Origin of the sequence: Agrobacterium radiobacter (assembly GCF_040801995.1) — a bacterium.
Classification (GTDB): domain Bacteria; phylum Pseudomonadota; class Alphaproteobacteria; order Rhizobiales; family Rhizobiaceae; genus Agrobacterium; species Agrobacterium radiobacter.
This window is the reverse complement of sequence record NZ_JBEGHX010000001.1, coordinates 375,054-396,870: the sequence shown is the minus strand read 5'-3', so window position 1 is coordinate 396,870 and position 21,817 is coordinate 375,054. Positions and strand designations below refer to the sequence as shown.

Genomic DNA, 21,817 nt, shown 5'->3' with positions numbered 1-21,817 from the left:
ATGAGATGAAACGCCTGCTCGTGTCAGGCTTCCACCTTCACGTCAGTCAGAGGCCGCGAGCAGCAGGCAAGAATATAGCCTTCCTCGATTTCCTCATCGAGAATGCCGCCATTGTGGTTCATCTCCACCTCACCCGAAAGCTTCAGCACCCGGCAGGTGCCGCAGATGCCGGATTCGCAGGCAGCGCCGATACGGACGCCGGCGGCACGCGCCGTCATCAGAACCGTCTGGCCGGGCTGGCAGGGCATTTCCTTGCCGGAAAGGGTGAAACCCACCATCGACAGTGCCTCGCCATCCGCACCGGTGAGGACGTTTTCACCAACGGTGACCGGGGCAGCCGGCGCGAAGCTTTCCTGATGGTAGCGACTCATATCGAAGCCGGATGCGTCGAGCATCGAGCGGACGGCGGCCATGAACGGCTCCGGCCCGCAACAGAAGACGGTGCGCTCCATGAAATCTGGCGCCAGAAGCGCGATCTTGGCCTTGTCGACCATGCCTTTCAGGCCAGACCACAGGTCGGTGCGACCGCATTTCTCGACAATGAAGCCGAGCGACAGGTTCGGCATGAAACGGGCGAGATATTCCAGTTCGTGACGGAAGACGATATCGCCGGGTGTGCGCGAACAATTGACGAAGGCAATGTCGCTCTGCGGCGCGCGGTCACTCATGTCGCGCACCATCGACATCATCGGCGTGACGCCGGAGCCTGCCGAAATGAAGAGATATTTGTCGCCGGGATGCTTGACGTAGGAAAAGTCGCCGAGCGGGCCCAGCGCCCGGATTTTCATGCCGGGCTTGAGATTGTCGAACATCCAGCGCGTGCCGATGCTGTTGGCCTGCGCTTTGACCGTGACCGACAGCGCATAGGGCCGCGACGGGCTGGAGGACAAGGTGTAGGTGCGGTAAAGCGGCTCCGCACCCACGGGCAATTCCAGCGTGACGAACTGGCCCGGCAGATAACGGAACCAGTTCTGGTCCTCCGAGCGGAACAGAAACGTCATGACGTCCGGGGTCTCGGGCGTCACTGAAATGCATTCCAGCAGCTGGAGCTTGTCGCTCCACGGCTTCATCTCGTCTATGTGCTTGTAGGTCACAACCATATTCATCTTCGCATCACGCTACAGCAGAGAGCCGGGCCTTATCGCCGGAGAGCCGGTCGACCATGAAATCGGAATACCAGTTGACGAACTGCATCACGCCGCCCTCGTCCTCCATGGAATAGGGGCCGGGCTCATAGGCGGGCGAGCGAATGCCAAAAGCATTTTCCTCGACGATGCGGCGGTCCTGGTCGTTGGTTTCGTTCCAGACGTGGGTGAGATCTTCGAGATCGTAATCCACGCCTTCGACCGCATCCTTGTGCACCAGCCATTTGGTGGTGACCATGGTTTCCGTGGCGCTGAGCGGCAGCACGCGGAAGGAAATGGTGTGGTCGCCGAGGAAATGATTCCAGGTCGTCGGGTAATGGAACAGGAGCAGCGCGCCGATATGGCTGATGCTGACATCCTCCGAAAGCGGCCGGCGCACGGCGCGCTTGCCAGACATGGTGTAGCTTTCCGCTTCACCAATCAGCGGCATGCGGGCGACGCGGAACTGGCCCTTCGGGTCGATCTTGAAGCGGCTCGGCAGGCCGGCGGCCTCGCAGCGCGCCCAGTGGCCGCCGATTTCGGGGTCGCTGGCACCGCCATCCGTTCCCGTCACGCTCGGGTTTTCGGGATAGGTGCGGCAGAGTTCCGGGTGGTTGGCGGCGCAATGGTAGCACTCGCGGTTGTTTTCCCAGACGAGCTTCCAGTTGCCCTTTTCGATGATCGTGCTTTCATGCGCGACCTTCGCTTCCCAGATGCGGTGCGGAGCCATGTAGCTCTCGACTTCCTTGCGCATGGGCTCGAAATCCGCCGGCTGATCGGCAAGGCAGATGAAGACGTAACCGGCGACGGTTTCGCAGGCGACAGGCTTCAGGCCGAAATCGCCCTTGTCGAACTCTTCACCCATGTGACGTGCGAAGAGCAGCTTGCCGTCGAGATCGTAGGTCCACTGGTGGTAAGGACAGACAAGGCGCGCCGACTGGCCCTTCTGCGTGGTGCAGACGCGGGAGCCGCGGTGGCGACAGGAATTGTGGAAGGCGCGGATCTGCCCATCGCGACCGCGAACGATGACGACGGAATAGGCGCCGACCTGAACGGTGAAATAGCTGCCGGACTTCTGCACTTCGCAATCATGGCCGACAAACAGCCAGTCGCGATACCAGATCGTTTCCATATCCAGCTTGAAATAATCCGGGTCCGTGTAGAAGGGCTGTTCCAGGCTGAAGCCTTCGCGGCGGTTTTTCAGCTGGCGCAATACGGTATCACGCAATTCCATGGCCAAATCCTCGATCAAACCGCCCTGCCCGACACCATTTGCGGGGTTGCGGAAGCATGTACTCATCTAAACACCGGCGGTCATTTGCGGCAGCACAAACAGCGACATCGGCTTCCGCATTGGCGACAAATTGCGACATGCGCAATTCGCCGTCGCAGCCCATTCCGCTGGGAAATCCGACAGCTATTCAATGTCGGAAATCACGTCGCAATATGACGCATGATGTCGCGCGCTTTACTCCCCACCCGTTAAAAAACGGGAGGCGCGACGCAACGGAGTATTAACGCGCCCTAAACTATCTTGCCGGATCGACAGCAACGAGGGCGCTTCCGGTGGAGAAGGCGACACGCATACGCTATTTCGATGCGAGCAGGCATTCGGTCACACCGATAAGATCGAAGACCGCGCATTCGGATTTCCTGCGGACGGGGCGCATCAGCCGTTATGAAGAGCGCTGGCTGCCGAGGGAACGCGTCTATTACAGTCATGATGAAGTGGCTGCGCTGACCGGGCGAAAGCTGGAAGCCGCCGCTGATGCCACCCACAACCGTCTCAACGCCTTTCACCAGTCCATCCGTTTCCCGAAGATGGTTTTTCACCATCTGCTCAATGACCGGCCGCATCTCGGCTATTGTCACGTCACGGCGGCGAAAACGAGCTTCGATGCCGAGCGCCATGTGCTCTGGTCGTTCTATTTCGCGAATTTCTTCGCCGAGCTGAGCGGGGCCGGGAACTTCTTCGAAAATATAGATGCGCGTTATTCGCGGATGTATTTCGCCGTCGCCATCAGCGCGCTTCCGGATCAGGAAATCGCCGTCGACACCTCCATCCATCGCGGCGGCCTGCTGTTCCAGACCCATGATCCGCGCGTGGCGCTGAAAAATGTGCTCATGCTCGGCGCGCGGTCCGAGGAGATGCGCAAGGTCATCAAGGCGATATAGAAGCGATAGAGCGCCCCGGCGCTTTATCTTTATTTGTTTTATGCATGTCGTTATCCCGAAACCGCGGACCACTTTCGGACGACATGCATTAGCGCTTCCCACTCCGCCCTGAAATACGCTATTGACCGCCCTGAAAGGCAGCATCATGGCGCGTCATATCAATATAGACAACGAGCGGGAAACAGCCCTGCAGGCAGCAGCAACCGAGCTTGCCGCCGGCCAGCCCATCGCCCTGCCCACGGAAACGGTCTACGGCCTTGCCGCCGACGCCACCAACCCGGCGGCGATTACCCGCATTTACGAGACGAAGGGCCGGCCGCAGTTCAACCCCTTGATCTGCCACATGGCCGATATCGCCATGGCCGAACGTTACGCCGTCTTCGATCCCATATCGCGGAAACTCGCGGAGGCCTTCTGGCCCGGCCCGCTGACACTGGTGCTACCGCTGAACCCGGCAAGCGATATTCATTCGCTGGCGACGGCCGGGCTCGATACGGTCGGCATTCGTGTGCCCCAAGGTTTTGCCGGCGATCTCATCCGCCGCTTCGGCAGGCCGCTCGCCGCCCCCAGCGCCAATAGTTCCGGCAAGATCAGCCCGACAAGTGCCGCCCATGTGGAAGCGGATCTCGGCCAGAAGATCAATCTCATTCTCGACGGCGGCGCAGCCTCCGTCGGCGTCGAATCCACCATCGTCAAGGTGGAAGAGGATGGCCGGGTGCGGCTGCTTCGTCCCGGCGGCATCGTTACCGAAGACATAGAACGTCTTGCGGGCAAAAGCCTCGAACGGCCGAAAAAAGCCTCCGCCGCCATTGAAGCGCCGGGAATGCTGGCGTCGCATTATGCGCCGGGCGCCGCCGTGCGCCTTCACGCCACCTCGGTTCTGCCGGGCGAAGCGCTGATCCGCTTCGGCGGCATCGCCATATCAGGCGAAGAGGCCGCGCGCACCGTTCTCGACCTTAGCCCCATCGGCGATCTTGCCGAGGCCGCCGCCAATCTGTTCGATTATCTGAAAGCCGCCGATGCGAGCGGTGCGGACACCATCGCCATCACCGCCATTCCCACCCATGGCCTCGGAGAGGCGATCAACGACCGCCTTTCCCGCGCCGCCGCGCCGCGAGGCTGACGGCACCCAATCCTTTCGCCCATGTTTCAAAAGACAGCGAGACGCCGCCCATGACGACCACCGCCATCCCCTCCTCCGACATCCTTGACCGCTTTGCCACCATTGTCGGCGAAAAGAACGCGGTGCGTGACCCGGCGGAAATGGCGCCGCGTCTGGTGGAAAATCGCGGGCTTTATCGCGGCGCCTCGCCGTTGCTGCTCAAGCCCGGTTCGGTCGAAGAGGTCTCGGCCATTCTGCAGCTCGCCAGCGAGACCGGCACTGCCATCGTGCCGCAGACCGGCAATACCGGCCTTGTGGGCGGTCAGACGCCGCGTGCCGATGGCACCGACATCATCCTGTCGCTGGAACGCATGAACCGCATCCGCGATATCGATCCGGTCGCCAATATCATCGTCGCCGATGCCGGCTGCATTCTCGACGACATCCACAAGGCCGCCGACACGGTGGAGCGCATGTTCCCGCTGTCGCTCGGCTCTCAAGGGTCCTGCCGCATCGGCGGCAATCTCGCCACCAATGCCGGCGGCACAGCGGTTCTGGCCTATGGCAATATGCGCCAGCTGTGCCTCGGGCTCGAAGTGGTGCTGCCGACAGGCGAAATCTGGAACGGGCTGCGCCGGCTGAAGAAGGACAACACCGGTTACGATCTGCGTGATCTCTTCATCGGCTCGGAAGGCACGCTTGGCGTCATCACCGGCGCGGTGTTGAAGCTCTTCCCGAAGCCGCTCGGCCATCAGGTGGCCTTTGCGGGGCTGACCTCCACCGAAGATGCGCTGAAGCTGTTTGAAATGGCCTCCAACCTCTGCGGCACGGCGCTGACCGGCTTCGAACTCATGCCGCGAATCGGCGTCGAATTCACCGCCAGACATATTCCCGGCGTGCGCGATCCCCTGGAGCAACCGCACGACTGGTACGCGCTCATCGATATCTCCACCTCCGATTCGGCGGAAACGGCTGATACGATGATGCAATCGCTGCTAGAGCGCGGTTTTGAGGCCGGGCTGGTTCAGGACGCCGTGATCGCCGCATCGGAGGCGCAGCGACAGGCGCTCTGGCATATGCGCGAGAGCATGTCGGATGCGCAGAAGCCCGAAGGCGGGTCGATCAAGCACGATGTTTCCGTTCCGGTTTCAAAAATACCGGAATTCATGGCGACGGCGGAAAAGGCGGTTCTCGCCGCCATCCCGGGCGCGCGTGTCTGTGCCTTCGGCCATCTGGGTGACGGCAATATCCACTACAATATTTCCCAGCCTGTCGGTGCCGACAAGGCCGAATTCCTCGGCCGCTGGCGGGATATGAACGAGATCGTGCATGGCATCGTGCTGTCGCTCGGTGGTTCCATTTCGGCCGAACACGGCATCGGGCAATTGAAGCGCGATGAACTGGCCGCCATTCGCCCCGGCATCGAAATGGAACTGATGCGACGCATCAAACATGCTTTCGACCCCGCCGGCATCATGAATCCCGGCAAGGTTCTGGCCGGGTAAGACGCGCCCGTTAAGCCGAAGCCCGCAGCGCCCAGGCGGGCACTATTTCCGCATTCAGCCGGCGCGGTTTCTGCGCGCCGACAAATTGCGTCAGGCTCATGCCCGATCTGGCGATCGACAGGGCATGCTTCTTTGGCAGAAGATATCCGTGTTCCAATGGCGGAATACGGCGCAGCACGCGGCTGAAGACATTGCGCCGGTGATAGCGCGAGGGCGAGAAGCGGGCCGGCTGCGCGCAGATCGCCACATATTCGAGAATCTCGTCGATCCAGCCCGCCTGCGGGCGCGCGCCGGGCTCGATCAGAAGCAGCCAGCCGCCGCGCGCGGACTTCACGACATCCTCGATGTCCCATTGCCCATAAAAACGGCAACCGGCGGCATCGGCGACGCGCGACGACCCATCGCGCGAACCGTGATCAAGAATCACAACATCACTTACAAGCCCTTCCACGGCCCCGGTGACAAGCGCAGACAGCGTATGCGCAAGCTCCGGTTCGTGATCCCGGCATTCCATTATGACTGTCAACATCTGCATAGCTCTAACGCATCGCACAATAAATTGCCACTGGGCTGATCGCGGTAAAATCCGTGGCTGCTTATGCCGAACGTCACACGGCCTCCGCACGCGGTCAGACATATCGCGGTCACGCCCCTGTCTGATACGCGAGCTGAATCTGCAATTTTGTTCTTGTAATGTTCTCATTCCTGATGTAGGAATTTAATCATTCGGAAGGCGATAAACGCCTGTCCGGACGGAAACGGTTTAGGGCGTTGAGCGTGCCTCGAAAGGCGTGCGGCGTCCTGGGAGCATCCAGATGAGAAACCATACGCTTTCGGGGCAGGCTGCCTTCCAGCCGAGCCATATGCCTGACATTGCCAATGCGCTGGCCGATGCATCTGGCCTGCGCATCGAGATCGACCGCCGTCGCGGCCGTGGCGCCGGGCTCAATCCGGATGGATGTTTCGAGACCTTGCAGCACGAGGTTTTCGACGATGGCTGGCAGACGCTCGAGGACATGCCGGAGTTCCGCACCGAGGTGCAGGTGGAGAAGCCACGCAGCATCATCACCCGCAATGAATCGCCCGACATCCCGTTCGACCGCTCCATCAATCCCTATCGCGGCTGTGAACATGGCTGCATCTATTGTTTCGCAAGGCCGACACACAGCTATATGGGACTTTCGGCCGGTCTGGATTTCGAATCGAAACTCTTCGCCAAGCCGGATGCGGCAAAGCTTCTGGAAAGGGAACTGGCGAAACCGGGCTACAAGCCAAGGGTGATCGCCATTGGCACCAATACCGACCCTTATCAGCCGATTGAGCGCGAATGGCGCATCATGCGGCAGATACTGGAAGTGCTGGCCAAGGCCGATCATCCCGTCGCCATCGTCACCAAATCGGCGCTGATCAAGCGGGATATCGACATTCTGGCGCCCATGGCCAAAAAGGGGCTCGCCAAGGTCGGCATTTCCGTGACGACGCTGGACCGCAAGCTCGCGCGCAACATGGAGCCGCGCGCCGCCACGCCGGAGAAGCGGCTGGACGCGGTGAAGGCGCTGACCGAGGCGGGCATTCCCGTGGCCGTGATGATGGCGCCTGTCATTCCGGCACTCAACGATCATGAAATCGAGCGCATTCTCGAGGCCGGCAAGGCCGCTGGCGCCACCGAAGCGTCTTATGTGCTTTTGCGCCTGCCGCTGGAGGTGAGCCCGCTGTTCCGCGACTGGCTGCTGCGTAACTATCCGGACCGTTACCGCCATGTCATGTCGCTGGTGCGCTCCATGCGTGACGGCAAGGATTATGACGCGGAATTCGGAAAACGCATGAAGGGCGCCGGCCCCTATGCCTGGCAGATCGGCAGGCGTTTCGAGATGGCCACGAAGCGGCTTGGCCTCATCCGCCGCGGCATCCACCTGCGTGACGATCTCTTCGTGCCGCCGGGCGGTGCAGGCGTGCAATTGTCGCTGCTTTGAGAAGCAAACGCTGAAAATGACTGAGATGATGAATGCCCGAACTGAACTCGACGTCATCCGCGGGCTTGAGCCGAGGATCTAAACCGAGCGCGATAATGGATCCTCGGGTCAAGCCCGAGGATGACGTCGAGCATGAAGGATAACTCGCCGACAGTCGGAGGCTCTGTGAGCCTATATTAAACGAAATTCAAAACGATAAGGAGCAACCTTCTCATCTTGTTGCTCTCGACGAAATGCCCGGCGGGTTTTCCCTGGCCCGCCGGACATCGCCCCCCGGAGCCGCCGCCTCGCGTGCGATCGTTTTCCTCCGCCGCCCCGCTGGAGGATCAAAGGTCATGATGACCTTCGGGGCACGGTGAGCCACGCCCCTTGACCCCGGCTCACCATGCCTGTCATCGCCCGCTTCCGGGGGCTTGCAGGAGATCGGGTGTGTGTGCCAGTTTCGCCGCATGAAACGCACGGCCACACCCGATTCTCCTGCCCTTTTTGATCTTGCCGATACCGGCCCTGACTTCTCCTTCGAGCTGGAGGCGAAAAAGAAGGGCCTCTGGCCCGTCGCCGGCACGGATGAGGCAGGCCGGGGGCCTTTGGCCGGACCCGTGGTTGCGGCAGCCGTCATTCTTGATCCGGACAATATTCCCAAGGGGATGGACGATTCCAAGAAGCTGACCAAGCAGAAGCGGGAAAGCCTGTTCATACAGATCATGGAAACCTCGATCGTATCCGTCGCCTCCTCCGGCCCCGGCCTGATCGACAGCATGAATATCCTGCGCGCCAGCCTGGACGCCATGCGCCGCGCCGTGCTCGGTCTCGAAATCTCCCCTGCCCTCGTTCTCGCCGACGGCCGCGACCGGCCGCCGGGTATCACCTGCGAAGCCAAGGCCGTCATCAAGGGCGATTCCCGCTCCCTCTCCATCGCCGCAGCCTCGATCATCGCCAAGGTGACGCGCGACCGGATGATGGAACGCGCCGGTGTGGTGCACACATCCTACGGCTTCGAAGGCCATGCCGGCTACGGCACGCCCGCCCACCTGCGCGCCATCGAAAGCCACGGCCCCTGCCCGTTGCACAGGATGAGCTTTCGGCCGCTGAAGCGGGACTGATCGTGAATGAAGGTCCGGCAATCACTTCCGCGATAGGCCAAAGCGGACCCCGGGTTTCAAACTATCGACCGCCAGGCAATCCCAAGCGCTGCAGACAGGGCCAGCGTGACTATCACAGACAGCTTGAGCCGGAAAATGGCGAATGCCGCGAGCAATGTCAGGGCGAGCGACGGCAGCAGGAGTGATGAGAAGACTGGAACATCCAATGCCAGCGGGCCGAGGGCCACGGGTCGGACTTCCTCGAACAGCACGTGAAGTCCAAACCAGACCGCCAGGTTGAGGATCACCCCGACGACGGCCGCAGTGATGGCCGACATCGCCCCGCCAAGCGCCGCGTTACCGCGCATCTTCTCGATGAAGGGCGCACCAGCGAATATCCAAAGGAAACTCGGCAGGAAAGTTACCCAGGTCGTCAGGATCGCTCCGAGAGTTGCCGCCGCCAGCGGCGACAACGCCCCCGGATCGCGATAGCCCGCGAGAAAGCCGACGAACTGCGTTACCATAATGAGAGGACCGGGCGTCGTCTCGGCCATACCGAGACCATCAAGCATTTCTCCCGGACGAAGCCATCCATAGTTTTCCACCGCAGCCTGAGCGACGTAGGCGAGCACGGCATAGGCGCCGCCGAAGGTGACGACGGCCATCTGGCTAAAGAACAGACCCATCTTCGAGAACACATTGTCCCAACCGAGCACCAGGATCAGCGTCGCGACGGGAATGAGCCAGAGCGCTGCAAGAGTGCCAGAGGTTTTGAGCGACCAGGCAAGGTTGGGCCTGGCGTGAAGGGGAATGTCCTCGCCGAGGATGGAATCCCTGTCTTCGAGTATCTTGCCCGATCCCGACTTGTGTCCGCCGTTTGCCTTGAAAGCGTGAAGCCCTGTCCGCCCCCCGAAGCAGCCGATGATTGCGGCCGCGAGGATGATCAGTGGAAAGGGCACGTGAAGGAAGAAGATCGCGACGAAGGCGGCGGCCGCCATGGCGACCATCACATTGTTTTTTAGCGCCTTGCTGCCGATCCGAAAGACCGCCTGAACGACAACGGCGAGGACCGCGCATTTCAACCCGAAGAACATGCCCTCGATCGCGGTGACGTCGCCGAAGATAACGTAGATGTAACTGAGCGCCAGAATGGATAGAAATCCCGGCAAGACGAACAGCAGGCCGGCGATCATGCCGCCCCTGGTCTTGTTCAGCAGCCAGCCGATATAGATGGCAAGCTGGTGAGCCTCCGGCCCCGGCAGCAGCATGCAGTAGTTGAGGGCATGCAGGAAACGGTGTTCACCCACCCAGCGCTTCTCGTCAACGACGATGCGGTGCATCACTGCTATCTGGCCTGCTGGGCCGCCGAAGCTGAGCGCTGCCACGCGCGCCCATACCTTCACGGCTTCGGAAAGCGGAACGATGTCGTCTTCGCCCGCATCCAGGCGGACACTGGTCTTTGCAAGGTCGGTCATGGTCTCATGCCTTCCTCGGGTTGGGCCAGTTGTGGGTCTCCTCGGTTGCATCACGGCACCATCTGTAAAACGCATCGTAGAGCGTCATGCCGGCCGCGAGTTGTTCGAGGTCGTCGTTGAACATCCGGGATAAGCCGAGTGAGGCGGCAAGCAGTCCCGGCACTTCGGGGGCGAGTTCGGGTCTGGACGTATCTGCTCCCCGGACGATTGTCGCGAGGCGGAGCATGGGTTCCGTCGCAAGGCCGAATTCCTCGACCATGACGTCGAAGGTGCAAAGCTCGCCACGGTGGCTCCAGTAGACCTCTTCAATGTCGAAGGGCGTGGCGTTGAAGCGATCGGCGACCGCTGATACTTCCGCCGCCGCTACAAACAGGAAGACCGCCGAAGGATCGACGAAGCGCCGGATCAGCCACGGGCAGGCGACGCGTTCGATTTTCGGACGCGAGCGGGTTACCCAGACCGTCCGGCCACGGCTGTCGCGGGGCGGCAGCCTATCGTCGGGGACCAGGGCCGCTTTCGACGCACGCCAGGCTTCGAAGCCGCCTTCGAGAACCTCGGCGGCACTGCCAACCGCACGAAGGTGAGCGGCAACACCGTGACCGAGCTTCTGGCCTTTCTGACAGAGGACGACCAATGGCCCGGTAAGCCCTTCGGCCCAGTCCATCACCTGGCGGTAATCGCGCCGAATCGCTCCCGGTATGAGGCGGGGATCAGCAGCAAAGTCCTCGTCAGTGCGGACGTCGATAATCGTCGGCGCGTTGGGCGTGCCGATAATGCGATTGAGCTTTTCGGGTGTGATTTCAAGAAATGACGGCATCGCGCGTCCCTCCGTTTTTTTCGGGTTCAAAGGACGCGATTCTTCGGCCGTGGCCTCATGGGGCGATCGCTACCCCATAGGTAAAAATTCGCACCGGAATTGGAATATGTCAAGCAGGTGACCGGGCGTCCTATCGGACCACACCAGCATGGCGCTTCTGTGCCTCGCTATCGAATAAGCCTTCCCGACGATAAGTTGGTTGCGTCAGAAAATGCACAGCATGTCCGCTGTTGGTGCAAAGCGGAAGAGCAATCCGATATCCACCATTAAGAAGACTTTGGCCAAAGCGGGTCGATCACCCACCTTTGGCGCTATAACTCCAACCGGATTTGACAACAAAAAACCCCTCGCAGCTCTCGCCGGAGGGGTTCTTATCAGTCCGAGATAAATCTCAGTTCAGCTTGGACTTCACTTCGCCAATCGTGGCGGTGAAAAGCTTGGCCTTAGTGGCAGCCGTGGTCTTTTCGGCCAGCAGCTTCTCGGAAGCGGCAATGGCGATATCGACTGCGGCGGCGCGGACGGCGCCGATGGCGTCTTCTTCGGCCTGCTTGATCTTCTGTTCCGAAAGGGCCGTGCGGCGGGCGACGAATTCTTCCGTCTTCTGCTTGGCTTCTTCGGTGAGCGCTGCGGCTTCACGCTCGGCGGCAGCAACGATGCCGGCGGCTTCAGCTTCGGCTTCCTTGCGCTTGCGCTGATATTCGGCCAGCAGGTGCTGGGCCTCTTCGCGCAGGCGCTTGGCTTCGGCCAGCTCGTCCTGAATGTTCTGCGCGCGCTCGTCCAGAGACTTGGAGAGCATGCCCGGAACCTTGAGATAGGCGATCAGGACGAAAAAGAGAACAAGACCGACGAGAGCGAAAAATGATGCATCAAACGCCATATCAGGCTCCCTTCACAGTCGAAGCGGCTGCAATGGCGGCCTTGACGTCGGTATCCTTGACCTTAGTGCCGACCAGCTGGTCAACGATCGCGGTCGCGGTTTCCTCAGCAATGGCGCCGACATCGGCGAAAGCCTGTTCCTTGATACCAGCGATGCGCTTTTCGGCGGCGGCAAGCTTTTCAGCAAGTCCCGCCTCGATGGCGGCGCGGTCGGCATCGGCCTTCGCTTTAGCGGAGTCACGTGCCGCGGCGCCGATAGAGCTTGCCTTGGCGCGGGCTGCCGCGAGTTCTTTTTCATAGGTTTCGACGGCAGCGTCGGCTTCGCTTTTCAGGCGTGCCGCTTCATCGAGATCCTGTGCGATGCGTCCATGACGGTTTTCGAGAATGCCGCCGACGCGCGGAACGATGACCTTCTGCATGAGCAGGTAGAAAAGGCCGAACGTAATCGCCAGCCAGAGAACCTGCGATGCATAAGTAGACTGGTCGAACGGCGGGAATACGCCGGAAGCACCGTGTTCAGCGCCGTGCGCCACACCGGTTTCCGTGTGCGTGGCTTCCGGTTGCGGCTGGCCGACAGCCGGAGTTTCCGTATGCGTTTCACCTACGGTCGGTGCTGACTGGGCATAAGCCTCGGTCACGAACATGCTCACCTCCAGGGGGACTGCAAATGCGAAGGATCACGGCACGCTATGTTGCGGGCCGTGATCCAGACCTGATGCTGATATTAAACAGCGAACAGGAGAAGGAGAGCAACGAGCAGCGAGAAGATGCCCAGAGCTTCCGTAACGGCAAAGCCGAATACCAGACGGCCGAACTGGCTGTCGGCAGCAGAGGGGTTGCGCAGTGCGCCGGACAGGTAATCACCGAAGATACGGCCGAGTGCGAGGGACGTACCAGCCATGCCGAGGCATGCGAGACCTGCGCCGATGTACTTTGCTGCTTCCGCTTCCATGTGAGACTCCTTGAGATATTGGTTGTTGCGGCTGTTTTTGACGCCCGTTGCCGGGGCCAGCGACTTTACTTCTCAGTGACCACCATGCACGGCGTCGTTCAGGTACATGCAAGTCAGTACCGCGAAGACGTAAGCCTGCAGGAAGGCAACGAGAAATTCGAGAGCGGTCATGGCGACCGTCATGATGAGAGGCAGAACTGCGCCACCGATGCCGAGCGCGCCGAGCGCGCCCATGGAGGCAACGAAGCCTGCGAAAACCTTGAGCGTGATGTGGCCGGCCAGCATGTTCGCGAAAAGACGAACGGAAAGGCTGATCGGGCGCGACAGGAACGAAATCATTTCAATTGACGCGACAAGCGGCAAAAGCGCCTTCGGCACGCCCGAGGGGGCGAAAATGCCGAAGAAGTGCAGGCCGTGCTTGTAGAAACCGTAAACGATGACCGTGCCGATGACGAGGCAGGCAAGCGCGAAGGTGACGATGATCTGGCTGGTGACCGTGAAGAAATACGGGAACATGCCAAGCAGGTTTGCCGTCAGCACGAACATGAACAGCGAGAACACGAATGGGAAGAACACCATGCCCTTCTTGCCGGCGCCTTCGCGCAGCATGGAGGCGATGAACTCGTAGGACATTTCAGCAACGGACTGCATGCGGGTCGGGATCAGACCGCGGTTCGACGTTGCGAAATAAAGGAAACCGGAAGCGGCAGCCACGGTCGCGACCATGAAAAGCGACGCATTGGTGAAGGAAAAATCGACGCCGCCAATTTCGATCGGAATGATCGGCTGCACCAAGAACTGATGGGTCGGATCGTTTGCCACCGGCTGCCCTCTTTACCTGTCGCCGCCTGTCGCGGCATCTCAACTGCAAGAAAAAACAGCTTAAACGCCGTCTTTTCCACCCTCGTCCTGTCTGTCCGCCTTTTCCAGCAGCGGCGGCTTGGCCACCGCGCCGGTCGAGCGCAACACATTCAATACGCCTGCGCAGAAACCGAGAAGAAGAAGAACGATCATCCCCCACGGCGTCGTGCCGACAAAATAGTCCAGAAGATAACCCAGCATAGCGCCGACCACGATGGCCGAAATGAACTCCGATGAGAGCTTAACCGCCATCGCAAAACCTTTCCGGTTTTCCGCAGCGTTGGTCTCCGCCCTCACTTCCGCCTCATCCTCCGCCTTCACCTTTGCCAGCTCTTCGGCAAGGCGCTTGCGGCGCTCGTCCAGACTATCGTCACGGTTGCCAGTCATCTTAAAATCCCACCCATTTTCTCCGTTCCAGCCATGCCAGAACCCTTTGGAGTTGTAAACGGTGACGGATTAAGCCTGTTCCAGCCCGCTCTGAAGTCGCGCGCAACATAGTTTTAGGGGCTTCTCTAGTCAAGGCACTGCGAGCGGTTGTTTTGGCACAAATTAATCATGCAAAAACAACAGCTTGACATCAAATCGCGGTTTAGCGGCGATGTTTCCCCAGGGAATCGGCATTTTTGACACGCAAAATGCGACAAATCGGCGGTGGTATCAGCTCCAGCCGCCACCATAGGTACGGTAAAAGACGTGCAGGCCGATCCTGCCGACCTTCTTCATGGACTTGCCCCAGGCGGGACGCACATAAACGGCGTGATAATGGGTAGCGGAGCCCACTTCGTTCAACCAGATTTTGCCGGCGGTGGTGGCCATGGCCACTTCACGCGCCATCTTCCAGTGGCGTTCGGAGTTCACCCGGTCCTTGATATTGTCGCAGGCGAAAGAAAACTGGCAGCGGTTGCGCCAGTCCTTGTTCTGATAAACGACGCCGCAGATGGTTTTCGGATAAGCGGGGTTGCGCACGCGGTTGAGGATGACCTGTGCCACGGCCGCCTGTCCCTTCACCGATTCTCCGCGCGCCTCGAAATAGATGCCTGAAGCCAGGCATTGCTGTTCGGCTGCGGAAAACACGGCGGCCGGCAGCGGGGTGGCTGCCCAGGCGTGATCGTCCTGGCTGATCTGCGGCACGAAACGACCGGCCTCGGGCTTTTTGAGAATGGCGTCGAAGGGCGACTCGCGGGCGAAATCCGGCTCGGCCGGCGCGTAAGCCGTGGCGAGAATATCCGGCGTCCTGTTGGTGATGAGTTCGGCCAGCATCGGCGAGACGCTTTTGTCCGCCTTCTTTTCCTCACGGCGGAAATAGAAGGAGGCGAGTTCCACGTCCTTGCCGCGCTTCGGCTTGACGAAAGCCGTGCGGTCCTTGCGCTTCAGCGGCTCGATATCCAGCATGCTGGTGCGCTGCAGGACGGAACCGGCGGTGAAGGCCTTGGGCGGCTGCATGATTTCGGTTGCGACGATGCGGCCCTTCTTGGCGGCGCGGTTGACGCGCTCGCTGTCCGGCGTCGTTGCCTCACCCTTCTTGTTGGTGACAAAGGCGACCTTGCTGCCATTGGGCAGGGTCATGCCGCCGCCATGCAATGCGGCCTCCCCTGCGGCATCGTCGAAAGTCAGCGAGGCATTGTGAACGGAGCCTGCCGGAGATGCCGTCAGCACCATGCGCCATTGCTCCCCGCCCTTGTCCAGCCCGGCCAGAAGCGAGGCCAGATCGGCACGGGCGGCGAGGGATGGAAAAACGAGCCAGGCGGCAAGGCCGAAGACGACGGGCGAGGTCCATTTTGACGCCCACCCCTGAAGGGACACGGGGGACCGACGACGCATTACTCTTTTCGAACGCAAAACCAGCACTCCGAACACCGACAACCATATTTGCTACAGGTGTTCGAGAATCTCTTATTAACCTTGATGCTTGGTTAACGCCGGTGACGGACGCGGTTTCACGTTAATGTGTGAACATATTCTAATGCGCGTCGCGCTGCTTTAGATTCCATAGTATCGGACACAGCTTCATGCACGGCATCCCCACCGCCGTCATTCCGGTCTTGAGCCGGAATGACGGAAGGAAGGAGCCTCTCAGATTGCCGAGAGGCATGCTCCCGTCGTCAGACGACGACGTGCGAGCCGAGTTCCACCACGCGGTTGGCGGGCAAGCGGAAGTAGTCCGAGGGATCGGCGGCCGTTTCGGCAAGCGCGATGAACAGGCGGTTCTGCCAGCCCGGCATGCCCGATTTCGGATCCGGCACCAGCTTGCGACGGCCGAGATAAAACGAAGTGGACATGATGTCGAACTTGTAGCCGGTACGGCGCAGATAGCCGAGTGCCTGGGTGACGTTCTGCGTTTCCATGAAGCCGAAATGCAGTTCGACCACGGCAAAACGATCACTCAGTTTCGTCAGCGTATAACGATCCTCGGGGTGAACGCGCGGCTGGTCTTCGGTGCGGATCGTCAGGATGACGTTCTTGTCGTGCAGAACGTGGTTATGCTTGAGATTGTGCAGCAGTGCCGCCGGCGCGGCCTCCGGATCGCCGGTCAAGAAAATCGCGGTGCCGGGCACACGCACCGGCGCATGGGCGCTTTCCTTTTCCACCGAAGCGACGAAAGCCTTCAACGGCACATCACCGCGGCGGGTCTTGGCGAAGAGGATTTTCGAGCCGCGCTGCCAGGTGGTCATGATGACGGTGAAGGCAATTGCCAAGAGCACCGGCACGTAGCCACCATCGTGAATCTTGAGCAGGTTCGCGCCGAGGAAGATCAGTTCCAGCGCCAGAAGCGGGGCCAGCACGGCGATTGCCAGCCAGACCGACCATTGCCAGCGCTTGCGCACGAATTCGAAGAACATCAGGCTGGTGACGACCATCGCGCCGGTGACGGAAATACCGTAGGCGGTGGCCAGCGCATCCGAACTCTTGAAGGTGAGCACCAGCGCGACGACGCCGAACAGCAGGATGGTGTTGACGGCGGGCAGGTAGATCTGCCCCGTATTGGTTTCCGAGGTGAAGAGGATTTCCATGCGCGGCAGGTAGCCGAGATGGATCGCCTGACGCACGAGCGAAAACGCACCTGTTATGACCGCCTGGCTGGCGATGATGGTGGCGGCAGTCGCCAGAATGACGGCCGGCAGGATCGCCCATTGCGGGAACATCAGATAGAACGGATTGGACATCGCCGCCGGGTCTTTCAGCACCAGCGCGCCCTGACCGAGATAGTTCAGCGTCAATGCCGGGAAAACCAGACAGAACCACGCCCACTGGATGGGACGGCGACCGAAATGGCCGAGATCGGCGTAAAGCGCTTCCGCCCCTGTTATCGTCAGGAAGACCGCGCCCAGCACGACGATGCCGTAAAAACCTTCATTCGCCAGAAACTCGACCGCATGCCACGGGTTGAAGGCAAAGAGAATGCTGAAATCGTCGGCAATATGGATGAGGCCCGCAAGCCCCATGACGATGAACCAGACCGCGGTGATCGGCCCGAAGAACTTCGCCACCGTGCCCGTGCCGTGAGACTGAATGGCGAAGAGGCCAATGAGGATGCCGACGGAAATCGGAATGATGAATTCGTCCATCTCCGGCGTGACGAGTTTCAGGCCTTCCACCGCCGAAAGCACCGATAGTGCCGGGGTGATCATCGCATCGCCGAGAAACAGGGCAGCACCGATGAGGCCGAGCACGATGAGCACGCCGCGATGGGTGCCCGCCGTCTTCATCAGCAGCGCCAGCAGCGAAAGCGTGCCGCCTTCGCCGTCATTGTCGGCGCGCAGCAGCAGCGTGATATATTTGAAGGTGACGATGATCGTCAAAGACCAGATCATCAGTGATGTCAGGCCGATGACTTCTTCCTGAGTCACCCCGTCATAGGCGATGGGCCGCAGGGCTTCGCGAAAGGCATAGAGCGGGCTGGTGCCGATATCGCCATAGACGACGCCGATCGAACCAAGGATCGCGGCGTAAAGCCCCTTGTTCTTGTGCTCGTCATCGGCATCCGGTTTCTCGGCAACGTCCTTGTCAACGATCTGGGACATGATGATCCTGGCTCCTCAGAGCCAGCCCTTCCAACGAAAAAAGAGAAACGGGATGATTGCGGACATCAGCATGATAACAAGCGCCAGGGGATAACCGAACGTCCAGTTCAACTCCGGCATGAGTTGAAAGTTCATTCCGTAAACCGAGGCCACCAGCGTGGGCGGCAAAAACACCACCGAGGCAATCGAGAATATCTTGATGATGCCGTTCTGCTCGATGTTGATGATGCCGAGCGAGGCGTCAAGCAGGAAGGTCAGATTGCCGGAAACGAAGGAGGCATGTTCGTTCAGCGACTGAATATCGCGCCCGATCGACTTGCCCTGTTCCCTCGCTCCCTTGTCCTCGCGAGCCTGATCGCTGGTGGAGAGGAAGGTCTGCAGCCGCGCCAGCGATGCGAGGCTGACGCGGACCTTCGAGATCAGCCGGTGATAGGCGGCGATATTGGTCAGGCGGTCTTCGAGATAGCGCGGCGCCTTGCGTTTGGAACGGGCCTGGCTGCCGAGAATGTCGGCGGCGAGATTATCGATGCCAGTGACCGAGTTTTCGAGAATTTCCGCCGTGCGGTCGACGATTGTTTCGAGCAGTTTCAAAAGCAGCGCCGTGCCGCTGCGCATTTCGTGCGGCGCGCGGGTAATGGCGGCAATGAAAAGGTGGAATGATTTCGGCTCGGCATAACGGATTGTCACCAGACGCTTGCCAACCAGAACGAAAGCGACATCGGTGAGGCGCGGATCATCCGAATCCGCCTTCCACACCAGAGACGCGGTCATGAAGACATTGGCGTCTTCCATATAGAGACGACTGGAAGGCTCGATATCCTTCAGGTCTTCGCGCGTCGGCAGTTCCACGCCCAGCAGCTTTTCCACATGCTGCTCTTCCGCCCTGTCTGGATTGACGAGATCGATCCAGACGATGTCGTCGGGAATCGGTCCGGAGCCGTCGACTGCCGACAGGCTGATCGCCTCGCAATTGGCGCGATAGGCTTTTATCAATCCGCTTCTCCGCTCCACATCGCGGGCTTGCCGCAATGCTGCTTAACATATCCTGTTTGCCGTCGGCAAACCTTTGGACGACACTTCAGGGAGCGCCGGACCAGGCGGGATTTCACAATCTCGCCAGCCCGATGGACCAAGAGCCAAACGGCGCAGGCGTATGCGCCCAAAGCGAGATGCAATCAAGCAATATTTTTTCGCGACAGCATTGCAGGCGAAGCATCTCTGGAGTTCAAATCCGGAAATGCTACCAGATACTTTCGGTTAATCTTCTGTTTTCAAAGGATTATTCAAAGCGGGCAGATGCCTGCCCGCTTTGCGTCCGCGACTGGCGCATTATTCGAAAACGATCCTCGGCGCGGCTTTTTGCTCGCTCGCACCAATGCGCGCCCAGACTTTTTGCGCGATATCGCGGTAGATCGCGGCCTGCGGGCCATCAGGCTCGGCGGCGACAACAGGCGTTCCGGCATCCGACATTTCGCGGATGGAGATGGTGAGCGGCACTTCGCCGAGGAAGGGCACGCCGATCCTTTCCGCTTCCGCCTTCGCACCGCCATGGCCGAAAATATCATAACGAGCGCCGGTATCGGGCGCGATGAAATAGCTCATATTCTCGATGACGCCGAGCAGCGGCACCTCCACCTTGCGGAACATGGTGATGCCCTTGCGCGCGTCGATCAGCGCCAGATCCTGCGGTGTGGAGACAATGACGGCGCCGGCGAGCGGCACCTGCTGGGCGATGGTAAGCTGCGCGTCGCCGGTGCCGGGCGGCATGTCCAGCACCAGCACATCCAACTCGCCCCAGGCCACTTCGCGCAGCATCTGCATCAGGGCGGACTGCACCATCGGCCCGCGCCAGATCATCGCCGCTTCCTCATCCACCAGAAAGCCCATGGACATGACCTTCAGTCCATAATTTTCCATGGGAAGGATGATGCGGTCTTCCTGCTGCTTCGGACGGCCGGAAATTTTCAGCAACCGCGGCAGCGAAGGGCCGTAAATATCGGCATCGAGCATGCCGACCTTCAGGCCGAGCGACTGGAGACCCAGCGCCAGATTGACCGCAGTCGTCGACTTGCCTACCCCGCCCTTGCCCGAGGCCACGGCGATGATGGCCCGCACGCCCGGTACGCCCACCTTTGACGAGCCGGGCTGTGTGGCCGGCCGGCCGGGTGCAGCGGCAGGGCGCGCCGGCGCCGGTTGCTGCTGGCCGGGCTTGCGATCGGCCGTCAGCGCGACGACCGCACCGACGATACCCTCAGCGCTTTTGGCCGCCTGTTCCGCGGCAAGCCGCAGCGGCTCCATCTCCGCAGCCTTGTCGGCCGGTACGGTGATCGAGAAATAGGCTTTCGCATCGGCGATGAAGATTTCCGAGACCATGCCGAGTGTGATGATGCTCTTACCGCTGCCGGGATAGATCACCGCTTCCAGCGCCTTTTCCACCTGGCTCTTGCTGACCTCTGCCATATTCCTGCTCCGCTACATCGTCCGACCGGGTATTGCGTGCCATCCATAGACAAGCCGGAGCGCTTCGCCAATGCCAAAGCGCGACAGTCAGGCATTCGCGACGATTTAACGCTGCCGTTTCAGATTTCGTCGTCCATCGCCAGCGTTTCCGGATCGAAAACATGGCCGTCGAAAAAACAGTCGGGGCCGAGCACCAGACCCGTGCGCGACGCGCCGACATGAACAGGCTCGCGCAACGTGCCTTCGAGTTTCAGATTGGCACCCGGCACCGGCACGAAAAGCGGCTTCATGGCCTTGCGGAAAATATCCGGCCGGTAGGCGTTGCGGGCGGCCTCCACCACGGCGGCATCGAGCCGGTAATCGGCGGAAACCTCGCCCCAGCGCAACATCTGGCTGAAGAACCACAGGGCCTGGCTCTGCCATGGGAAATTGGCGGCCTTGGCGCTCGTCACGAAAAACTCCTGAAACCGCTGCATGTCCCGCTGCGAGGTGGAAATATAGCCCGTCAGCGCCGGCAGCAGGAATTCGCCGTTCTCATCCAGATATTGAGGCGCGGCGAGGATGCCGGCCAGTTCCTCTATGTTGGCGGCATTGGCGCACCATTCACCGGCACGGTAAAGCGCCCGCAGCAGCCCTTCCAGAAGGGCGGCGTTTTCCTCTGCCCAGCGCGTCTTCACGGCCAGTATCTTTTCCGGCGCATTGTGCCAGATCAGCGCGCCCGTGGTGACGATACGGCCGGCGCCGCCCAGCACCACGGCGCTGCCCGCCGGTTCGGCGGTACAGAGCGCATCGACCTTGCCGCTTTCCAGCAGAGACGGCATCGCCTTCGGCAGGGCTTCGACGATTTCCATGTCCCGGCCGAGCAGCACGCCGCAGCTTCCGAGTAGATAACGCAGGGCATAAAATGGCGTGGAGACAATATCCTCAACCGCAAAGACCGGCGGGTTTTCACCTGCTGCGCGGCGCGCGGCGCAGACGCGGGCCATGGCCCGCCCAAAAGCCGCCGGATCCGGCAGCTTCAGGCCTTCGCGGTAAAGTTCGTCATAAAATCCGTGCGAAACGGTCGTTGCCGATCCGCCAAGGGAAAGTGTGAAGACGCCGACAATATCGCCCGGCAGATCATCCAGGCCAACAGCGGAACCAACAGGAACCGGAGCGGGCAGATGCGCGACATGAACGCCATCCTCGCCAAGCGCCGCAAGCACGGCGCGCGCGGACTGTTTTCGGAAAAGTTCGAGTTCTATGCCCTCATCGGCAGCAAAGCCTTTTTCGGCAGCGGCTATCAGCACGGCGCAGTCGATAGTCGGAGAAAATCCTGCTTTTACCCTATGCCGTTCCGGCAAACGATTTCTCCTTTCCGGTGATTCGAAAGGAGGATCGCCCAGGAAGCGCT

The 21,817-nt window shown here is 60.5% G+C and carries 20 protein-coding genes; 5 read left to right on the top strand and 15 right to left on the bottom strand.

Features of this window, described 5'->3' with window-relative positions; genetic code table 11:
• Positions 1-23: 23 nt before the first annotated feature.
• Both MRBLRC7O_RS01890 and MRBLRC7O_RS01885 read right to left on the bottom strand, forming a co-directional pair.
• Positions 24-1,106: an FAD-binding oxidoreductase gene (locus MRBLRC7O_RS01890; RefSeq protein ID WP_107675177.1), complete on the bottom strand. Its 1,083-nt coding sequence runs from the start codon at positions 1,104-1,106 to the stop codon at positions 24-26.
• Between the two features lie 7 nt (positions 1,107-1,113).
• On the bottom strand, positions 1,114-2,358 hold the full coding sequence (locus MRBLRC7O_RS01885) for an aromatic ring-hydroxylating oxygenase subunit alpha (protein WP_003503099.1): 1,245 nt from the start codon (positions 2,356-2,358) through the stop codon (positions 1,114-1,116).
• Between the two features lie 332 nt (positions 2,359-2,690).
• Here MRBLRC7O_RS01885 and MRBLRC7O_RS01880 point away from each other — a divergent pair, with 332 nt between their 5' ends.
• From MRBLRC7O_RS01880 to MRBLRC7O_RS01870, 3 genes are all read left to right on the top strand, one after another.
• On the top strand, positions 2,691-3,299 hold the full coding sequence (locus MRBLRC7O_RS01880; RefSeq protein WP_080865909.1) for a DUF6656 family protein: 609 nt from the start codon (positions 2,691-2,693) through the stop codon (positions 3,297-3,299).
• Between the two features lie 145 nt (positions 3,300-3,444).
• The gene (locus MRBLRC7O_RS01875) at positions 3,445-4,422 is read left to right on the top strand and encodes an L-threonylcarbamoyladenylate synthase (RefSeq protein WP_080866535.1); all 978 of its coding nucleotides are present in this window, start codon (positions 3,445-3,447) and stop codon (positions 4,420-4,422) included.
• A 50-nt stretch (positions 4,423-4,472) separates the two neighbouring features.
• Positions 4,473-5,906, top strand: a complete 1,434-nt coding sequence (locus tag MRBLRC7O_RS01870; protein WP_080865906.1) for an FAD-binding oxidoreductase — start codon at positions 4,473-4,475, stop codon at positions 5,904-5,906.
• Positions 5,907-5,916: 10 nt separating this feature from the next.
• Here the strand turns inward: MRBLRC7O_RS01870 and MRBLRC7O_RS01865 are convergent, their stop codons facing one another.
• The gene (locus MRBLRC7O_RS01865; RefSeq protein ID WP_060726391.1) at positions 5,917-6,435 is read right to left on the bottom strand and encodes a glycosyltransferase family protein; all 519 of its coding nucleotides are present in this window, start codon (positions 6,433-6,435) and stop codon (positions 5,917-5,919) included.
• A 286-nt stretch (positions 6,436-6,721) separates the two neighbouring features.
• On the opposite strand from MRBLRC7O_RS01865, the gene MRBLRC7O_RS01860 reads away from it, so the two are divergent.
• Together MRBLRC7O_RS01860 and MRBLRC7O_RS01855 are read left to right on the top strand one after the other, a co-directional pair.
• Positions 6,722-7,879 (top strand): PA0069 family radical SAM protein, encoded by a 1,158-nt coding sequence (locus MRBLRC7O_RS01860; RefSeq protein ID WP_162690751.1) that lies wholly within the window; start codon positions 6,722-6,724, stop codon positions 7,877-7,879.
• 449 nt (positions 7,880-8,328) lie between these two features.
• Positions 8,329-8,982, top strand: coding sequence for a ribonuclease HII (locus tag MRBLRC7O_RS01855; protein ID WP_080865904.1), 654 nt, complete (start codon positions 8,329-8,331; stop codon positions 8,980-8,982).
• 56 nt (positions 8,983-9,038) lie between these two features.
• Here MRBLRC7O_RS01855 and chrA read toward each other — a convergent pair whose 3' ends face one another.
• The 12 genes from chrA to MRBLRC7O_RS01795 all read right to left on the bottom strand — a co-directional run bounded on the left by chrA (position 9,039) and on the right by MRBLRC7O_RS01795 (position 21,767).
• Complete coding sequence (gene chrA, locus MRBLRC7O_RS01850) at positions 9,039-10,436, bottom strand: chromate efflux transporter (protein ID WP_111820525.1); 1,398 nt, start codon at positions 10,434-10,436, stop codon at positions 9,039-9,041.
• A gap of 4 nt (positions 10,437-10,440) precedes the next feature.
• Positions 10,441-11,253, bottom strand: a complete 813-nt coding sequence (locus MRBLRC7O_RS01845; RefSeq protein WP_112540211.1) for a chromate resistance protein ChrB domain-containing protein — start codon at positions 11,251-11,253, stop codon at positions 10,441-10,443.
• Between the two features lie 391 nt (positions 11,254-11,644).
• Positions 11,645-12,130 (bottom strand): F0F1 ATP synthase subunit B, encoded by a 486-nt coding sequence (locus MRBLRC7O_RS01840; RefSeq protein ID WP_020010562.1) that lies wholly within the window; start codon positions 12,128-12,130, stop codon positions 11,645-11,647.
• Position 12,131: 1 nt separating this feature from the next.
• The gene (locus MRBLRC7O_RS01835; protein ID WP_003503119.1) at positions 12,132-12,773 is read right to left on the bottom strand and encodes a F0F1 ATP synthase subunit B; all 642 of its coding nucleotides are present in this window, start codon (positions 12,771-12,773) and stop codon (positions 12,132-12,134) included.
• An 80-nt stretch (positions 12,774-12,853) separates the two neighbouring features.
• The gene (locus MRBLRC7O_RS01830; RefSeq protein ID WP_003494147.1) at positions 12,854-13,081 is read right to left on the bottom strand and encodes a F0F1 ATP synthase subunit C; all 228 of its coding nucleotides are present in this window, start codon (positions 13,079-13,081) and stop codon (positions 12,854-12,856) included.
• A 72-nt stretch (positions 13,082-13,153) separates the two neighbouring features.
• Positions 13,154-13,903 carry a F0F1 ATP synthase subunit A gene (locus tag MRBLRC7O_RS01825; RefSeq protein WP_003503121.1) on the bottom strand — a complete coding sequence of 250 codons (750 nt, stop codon included), beginning with the start codon at positions 13,901-13,903 and terminating at the stop codon, positions 13,154-13,156.
• 60 nt (positions 13,904-13,963) lie between these two features.
• Complete coding sequence (locus MRBLRC7O_RS01820; protein WP_003503122.1) at positions 13,964-14,329, bottom strand: AtpZ/AtpI family protein; 366 nt, start codon at positions 14,327-14,329, stop codon at positions 13,964-13,966.
• 270 nt (positions 14,330-14,599) lie between these two features.
• Positions 14,600-15,763, bottom strand: a complete 1,164-nt coding sequence (locus MRBLRC7O_RS01815) for a cell wall hydrolase (protein ID WP_003503123.1) — start codon at positions 15,761-15,763, stop codon at positions 14,600-14,602.
• 281 nt (positions 15,764-16,044) lie between these two features.
• Positions 16,045-17,964: a potassium transporter Kup gene (locus tag MRBLRC7O_RS01810; RefSeq protein WP_003503124.1), complete on the bottom strand. Its 1,920-nt coding sequence runs from the start codon at positions 17,962-17,964 to the stop codon at positions 16,045-16,047.
• A gap of 15 nt (positions 17,965-17,979) precedes the next feature.
• Positions 17,980-18,957, bottom strand: a complete 978-nt coding sequence (locus MRBLRC7O_RS01805) for a magnesium transporter CorA family protein (RefSeq protein WP_080865900.1) — start codon at positions 18,955-18,957, stop codon at positions 17,980-17,982.
• A 336-nt stretch (positions 18,958-19,293) separates the two neighbouring features.
• On the bottom strand, positions 19,294-20,424 hold the full coding sequence (locus MRBLRC7O_RS01800) for an Mrp/NBP35 family ATP-binding protein (protein ID WP_080865898.1): 1,131 nt from the start codon (positions 20,422-20,424) through the stop codon (positions 19,294-19,296).
• Between the two features lie 119 nt (positions 20,425-20,543).
• Positions 20,544-21,767: a CmpA/NrtA family ABC transporter substrate-binding protein gene (locus tag MRBLRC7O_RS01795; RefSeq protein ID WP_060726061.1), complete on the bottom strand. Its 1,224-nt coding sequence runs from the start codon at positions 21,765-21,767 to the stop codon at positions 20,544-20,546.
• Positions 21,768-21,817: the final 50 nt, after the last annotated feature.

Coding starts and splice junctions, on each gene's coding strand:
- MRBLRC7O_RS01890 (WP_107675177.1), bottom strand. CDS start 1,106: ATGAATATGGTTGTGACCTACAAGCACATAGACGAGATGAAGCCGTGG.
- MRBLRC7O_RS01885 (WP_003503099.1), bottom strand. CDS start 2,358: ATGGAATTGCGTGATACCGTATTGCGCCAGCTGAAAAACCGCCGCGAA.
- MRBLRC7O_RS01875 (WP_080866535.1), top strand. CDS start 3,445: ATGGCGCGTCATATCAATATAGACAACGAGCGGGAAACAGCCCTGCAG.
- MRBLRC7O_RS01870 (WP_080865906.1), top strand. CDS start 4,473: ATGACGACCACCGCCATCCCCTCCTCCGACATCCTTGACCGCTTTGCC.
- MRBLRC7O_RS01865 (WP_060726391.1), bottom strand. CDS start 6,435: ATGTTGACAGTCATAATGGAATGCCGGGATCACGAACCGGAGCTTGCG.
- MRBLRC7O_RS01860 (WP_162690751.1), top strand. CDS start 6,722: ATGAGAAACCATACGCTTTCGGGGCAGGCTGCCTTCCAGCCGAGCCAT.
- MRBLRC7O_RS01855 (WP_080865904.1), top strand. CDS start 8,329: ATGAAACGCACGGCCACACCCGATTCTCCTGCCCTTTTTGATCTTGCC.
- chrA (WP_111820525.1), bottom strand. CDS start 10,436: ATGACCGACCTTGCAAAGACCAGTGTCCGCCTGGATGCGGGCGAAGAC.
- MRBLRC7O_RS01845 (WP_112540211.1), bottom strand. CDS start 11,253: ATGCCGTCATTTCTTGAAATCACACCCGAAAAGCTCAATCGCATTATC.
- MRBLRC7O_RS01840 (WP_020010562.1), bottom strand. CDS start 12,130: ATGGCGTTTGATGCATCATTTTTCGCTCTCGTCGGTCTTGTTCTCTTT.
- MRBLRC7O_RS01835 (WP_003503119.1), bottom strand. CDS start 12,773: ATGTTCGTGACCGAGGCTTATGCCCAGTCAGCACCGACCGTAGGTGAA.
- MRBLRC7O_RS01830 (WP_003494147.1), bottom strand. CDS start 13,081: ATGGAAGCGGAAGCAGCAAAGTACATCGGCGCAGGTCTCGCATGCCTC.
- MRBLRC7O_RS01820 (WP_003503122.1), bottom strand. CDS start 14,329: ATGACTGGCAACCGTGACGATAGTCTGGACGAGCGCCGCAAGCGCCTT.
- MRBLRC7O_RS01815 (WP_003503123.1), bottom strand. CDS start 15,763: ATGCGTCGTCGGTCCCCCGTGTCCCTTCAGGGGTGGGCGTCAAAATGG.
- MRBLRC7O_RS01810 (WP_003503124.1), bottom strand. CDS start 17,964: ATGTCCCAGATCGTTGACAAGGACGTTGCCGAGAAACCGGATGCCGAT.
- MRBLRC7O_RS01800 (WP_080865898.1), bottom strand. CDS start 20,424: ATGGCAGAGGTCAGCAAGAGCCAGGTGGAAAAGGCGCTGGAAGCGGTG.